Origin of the sequence: Mesorhizobium sp. M7A.F.Ca.US.002.01.1.1 (assembly GCF_004022955.1) — a bacterium.
Classification (GTDB): Bacteria; Pseudomonadota; Alphaproteobacteria; order Rhizobiales; family Rhizobiaceae; genus Mesorhizobium; species Mesorhizobium ciceri.
This window is the reverse complement of sequence record NZ_RZQE01000540.1, coordinates 1-3,610: the sequence shown is the minus strand read 5'-3', so window position 1 is coordinate 3,610 and position 3,610 is coordinate 1. Positions and strand designations below refer to the sequence as shown.

General features: G+C 61.8%; 4 protein-coding genes. 3 read left to right on the top strand and 1 reads right to left on the bottom strand.

All coding sequences use genetic code 11. The features are described from left to right. From glmS to EN932_RS31465, 3 genes are all read left to right on the top strand, one after another. On the top strand, positions 1-1,274 hold a 1,274-nt coding region (gene glmS, locus EN932_RS31475; protein ID WP_128369346.1), incomplete at its 5' end, for a glutamine--fructose-6-phosphate transaminase (isomerizing). A 31-nt stretch (positions 1,275-1,305) separates the two neighbouring features. Continuing rightward, the gene (locus EN932_RS31470; RefSeq protein ID WP_027161478.1) at positions 1,306-1,608 is read left to right on the top strand and encodes a HigA family addiction module antitoxin; all 303 of its coding nucleotides are present in this window, start codon (positions 1,306-1,308) and stop codon (positions 1,606-1,608) included. 80 nt (positions 1,609-1,688) lie between these two features. Continuing rightward, positions 1,689-2,444, top strand: a complete 756-nt coding sequence (locus tag EN932_RS31465; RefSeq protein ID WP_127369470.1) for a DUF502 domain-containing protein — start codon at positions 1,689-1,691, stop codon at positions 2,442-2,444. Here the strand turns inward: EN932_RS31465 and recG are convergent. Further along, positions 2,396-3,610, bottom strand: a 1,215-nt coding sequence (gene recG / locus EN932_RS31460) for an ATP-dependent DNA helicase RecG (RefSeq protein WP_128369345.1), incomplete at its 5' end; no start/stop codon positions are given. The two genes, EN932_RS31465 and recG, sit on opposite strands and share 49 nt — an antisense overlap.

Genomic DNA, 3,610 nt, shown 5'->3' with positions numbered 1-3,610 from the left:
ATGGCGAGATGTTCCTGGGCTCCGACGCCATCGCGCTCGCCCCGTTCACCAATTCGATCACCTATCTCGAAGATGGCGACTGGGCGGTGGTGCGCCGCAATAGTGTTGAGATCTTCGATATCGGCGGCACAAAGGTAGAGCGCAAACGCCAGCAGTCGCTGTCGACCAGCTTCATGGTCGACAAGGGCAACCGACGCCATTTCATGGAAAAGGAAATCCATGAGCAGCCCGAGGTGATCTCGCACACGCTGGCGCATTACGTGGATTTCGTCTCCGGAGTGTCGAAGCCGCTCGACCTGCCGTTCGACTTCGCCAAAATTGGTCGGCTGGCGATCTCGGCCTGCGGCACGGCGTATCTGGCCGGCCTGATCGGCAAGTACTGGTTCGAGCGCTACGCGCGCCTGCCCGTCGACATCGATGTCGCCTCCGAATTTCGTTACCGCGAAATGCCGCTCTCGGAGAACGATGCGGCGTTTTTCATCTCGCAATCGGGCGAGACCGCCGACACGCTGGCCTCACTGCGTTATTGCCGCAAAGCCGGCATGAAGATCGGCGCGATCGTCAATGTGCGCGAATCGACCATGGCGCGCGAATCCGACGTCGTGCTGCCGACGCTTGCCGGACCCGAGATCGGCGTCGCCTCGACCAAGGCCTTCACCTGCCAGCTTTCCGTGCTGGCCGCGCTTGCGGTGCGCGCCGGCGTGGCGCGCGGTATGATTTCGAAGGAACAGGAGAAAACCCTGGTGCGCGCGCTTTCGGAAGCGCCGCGCTACGCCAACCAGGTGCTCAAGCTTGAAGAGCAGATCGAGCGGATCGCGCGCGAACTCTCGCGCTACAAGGACGTGCTCTATCTCGGCCGCGACACCAACTTCCCGCTGGCCATGGAAGGCGCGTTGAAACTCAAGGAAATCTCCTACATCCACGCCGAAGGCTATGCAGCCGGCGAACTGAAGCATGGGCCGATCGCGCTGATCGACGAGAACATGCCTGTCATCGTCATCGCGCCGCATGACCGGATCTTCGAGAAAACCGTTTCCAACATGCAGGAAGTGGCGGCGCGCGGCGGCAAGATCATCCTGATCACCGACAGCAAGGGCGCAGCGCAGGTGAGCGTGAAGACGATGGAAACAATCGTGCTGCCGGATGTGCCCGAAATCATCTCGCCGATCATCTATGCGCTGCCGATACAGATGCTGGCCTATTTCACCGCCGTGTTCATGGGCACCGACGTCGATCAGCCACGCAATCTGGCGAAATCGGTGACGGTGGAATAGGTTTTGCCTTCCAGACCGGAGGTTGGGCCGAATGGCATCGAAGTTCGCACGTCCAGTTCATCCTGGAGAATTCCTGCGTGAAGAATATCTCGTCCCGCTCGGCATGAGTGCAGGCGCGCTGGCGAAAAAGCTCAACCTTCCGCGCACCCGTATCGAACGCATTGCCAAGGAAGAGATCGGCCTGACTCCCGATACCGCTCTTCGCCTCGCCAGATTTTTCAACACCACGCCCGAATTCTGGATGAATTTTCAACAGGCCTATGAGCTTGAAACCGAAGCCAGAAAGCTGGCGCCGGAGCTCGAGAAGATTGAGCCGTTGGAAGTAGCGGCATAATCGGCTCTTTAAAAACTTCGCAGTTCCAAAGCTTCGTCCGGTTCACTAATGTTGCGCTGCAACCCGCGCTCCGGTGAACCATGTCCGATGCTCCCAAGACCTCCGGCATGACCCGGCTGAGGAACTATTTCCTCACGGGCTTCATCGTCTGCGCGCCCTTGGCGATCACCGCCTACATTGCCTGGTCGTTCATCGGCTGGGTCGATTCCTGGGTGAAGCCTTATATTCCGGCCCGCTACAGCCCTGACACCTACCTGTCGTTTCCGGTGCCGGGGTTCGGACTGATCGTGGCGCTTATCCTGATCACGCTGATCGGTTTCCTGACGGCAAACATCGTCGGCCGCGCCATCGTCAATTTCGGCGAGCGCCTGCTTGGCCGCATGCCGCTGGTGCGCGGCATCTACGGCTCGCTGAAACAGATTTTCGAGACCGTGCTGTCGAACAAGGGTGACATGTTCCGCCAGGTCGGGCTGGTCGAATATCCGCGCAAGGGCGTGTGGTCGCTGGTGTTCGTCGCCAGTGAAAAGGAAACCGAGATCAACCAGAAGCTCGACCAGGAAGGCGATCCGCTGATCGCCGTATTCATGCCGTGCACGCCAAACCCGACCACGGGCTTCCTGATGTATGTGCCGAAGTCGGACATCGTGCTGCTCGACATGACGATCGAGGATGGCGCCAAGCTGATCGTCTCCGCCGGTCTGGTGGCGCCCGAAGTAAAGCAAATGGTTGTCGTGAATGGCGAGCCGATCGAAGGGATGCTGGCCAACCCTTCGGTTGCCGCCCTGGATCAGCCGGCGCGCAGAAGCCGCACGGCTTCGTCGCGACCGAACAAGTAAAGCAGCAGGCGCAACGCCTCACCACGCTGCGATTGCAGCTCCGGATCGCGTGACAGGATCAGCCTGGCATCGTCGCGGGCGGCCTCCAGAAGGTCGGCATGCGCCTCGATGCGAGCCACCTGGAAGCCCGGCGTGCCCGACTGGCGGGTGCCCAGCAATTCGCCTTCGCCGCGCAGCTTCAGGTCCTCCTCGGCGATCAGGAACCCATCCTCGGTCTCGCGCATCACCGACAGCCGGCGTTTTGCGGTCTCGCCGAGCGGGTCCTTGTAGAGCAGCACGCATGAGGAAGGCTTGTCACCGCGTCCGACCCGGCCGCGAAGCTGGTGCAGTTGGGCAAGGCCGAAGCGCTCTGCATGCTCGATGACCATGACGGTGGCGTCCGGCACGTCGACGCCGACCTCGATGACGGTGGTGGCGATCAGGATGCGTGTCTCGCCCTGCTTGAAGGCGCGCATCGCCTCGTCCTTCTCTGCACCCTTCATGCGGCCGTGAACGAGACCGATGCGATCGCCGAACAATGGTTTCAGCGAGGCGAAGCGGTCTTCGGCCGACATCAGTTTGATCTCTTCGGATTCCTCGACCAGCGGACAGATCCAGTAGATCTTCTGGCCGCCGGCGACGGCGTCCACCATGCGGTCGACCAGTTCGTCGAGCCGCTCGAGCGGCAGCGTAACGGTACGGATCGGCTGGCGGCCGGCCGGTTTTTCCGTCAGTTTCGACACGTCCATGTCACCGAAAGCGGTCAGCACCAGGGTGCGCGGGATAGGAGTGGCCGTCATCACCAGCATGTCTGGCGCGTCGCCCTTGGCGGTGATGGCAAGCCGCTGATGGACGCCGAAACGATGCTGCTCGTCGATGACGGCAAAGACGAGGTCTTTGAAGGTGACGGTCTCCTGGAACAGCGCGTGGGTGCCGACGACGATGTCGATCTCGCCGCTTGCCAGGCCGGCCAGCGTATCCGCGCGTTCGCGGCCCTTCTCGCGACCGGTGAGGATGGCGATGCGAAGCCCTACCTTGGCGGCAAGCGGCGTGATGGTCGCAAGATGCTGGCGCGCCAGGATTTCGGTCGGTGCCATCAAGGCTGCCTGGCCGCCGGCCTCGACGGCACGCGCCATGGCCAGCAGCGCGACGACGGTCTTGCCGGAACCGACATCGCCCTGGAGAAG